Below are 1,067 nucleotides of genomic sequence, written 5' to 3' on the forward strand. Positions count from 1 at the left end.
GACCCTTTCTTTGCTGATATGTCGGTGACTATTATGGGCGGATTAGCGTTTGCCACTATCTTGACCATGATAGCCGTACCTGTGCTTTATAGTGTTTTTTATAAAATTAAGGTAGAGAAAGTGTAATCTGGGTATTTAGCTAATCACTAACGTGTTATCTAAATAAAAAGTGCGGTGACTATGCCACTTCACTAAGGTTTATTCCTTAGCGATAAACATAAAAGCGAACATTAACCTGTTCGCTTTTATATTCAGGACGAAGGGGCAGTTTTTTTGTGCCAGACAAATACTAAGTACCGGCATCCATGTTGGCAATGTATTGATCACATGACTGTTCTTAGCCATCTCGGTAATTGTGCTCCTGCATTACTCTAATGACTTACCTAGATAAAGTACATACACGCCGATGTGAAAGAACGAAGATATACTCTTTATCTAGGTCACCTTTATTCTATATTAAGTACTTTTTTCAAGGGCGTTAAATAGGGCTCAAAATGTCGCCATTGTTCAGTGGCACTTTTATAAATGGGTTGACGCACTTGCTCAGAGCTTGGGGTTTTAATATTGCGCTGGGTTTTATGAAAATCGACACACGATTGTTCAAACTCTAAGCCACAAAAATCAAGCATTCTTCGTACTTGTGTTTCTAAATCATCAACCACATCTTCATGATTTACCTTTAATACATAACCCGGTAAGACATCATCCCAATGTGCCATCAATTTTAAATAAGCTTGATAGTAACGACCCATGTCTTCAAGGTCGTAACTAAAATCTTGTCCTTCGGCAAATAATTGTTTAAAACCGCTAAAACAACAAGCCATGGGCGAGCGCCTAGCGTCAATAATTTTAGCATTGGGCAGTATTAATCGGATCAGGCCAATATGGAGAAAGTTATTGGGCATTTTATCAATAAATAAGGGTGCCTTTTCTCGGTAGACTTGAGTTTCGTCAATAAATTGCTGACCAAAGCGTTTGAAATACTCGGGATTAATTTCGTTTAAGTTTTTCGGATATTGGGCTTCTTGATCACTTTTATTATTACTACGGCCTCTTAGTCGTGATGC

Annotated in this window: 1 protein-coding gene; it reads right to left on the reverse strand. The window is 38.1% G+C overall.

Going from position 1 to position 1,067, the window contains the following annotated elements; translation table 11 throughout:
* Positions 1–446 precede the first annotated feature (446 nt).
* Positions 447–1,067 (reverse strand): sulfotransferase (locus tag H4J65_RS00230; RefSeq protein WP_182193992.1); only part of this gene is annotated, 621 nt, incomplete at its 5' end.

Source organism: Colwellia sp. MB02u-9 (assembly GCF_014077085.1).
Taxonomy (GTDB): domain Bacteria; phylum Pseudomonadota; class Gammaproteobacteria; order Enterobacterales; family Alteromonadaceae; genus Cognaticolwellia.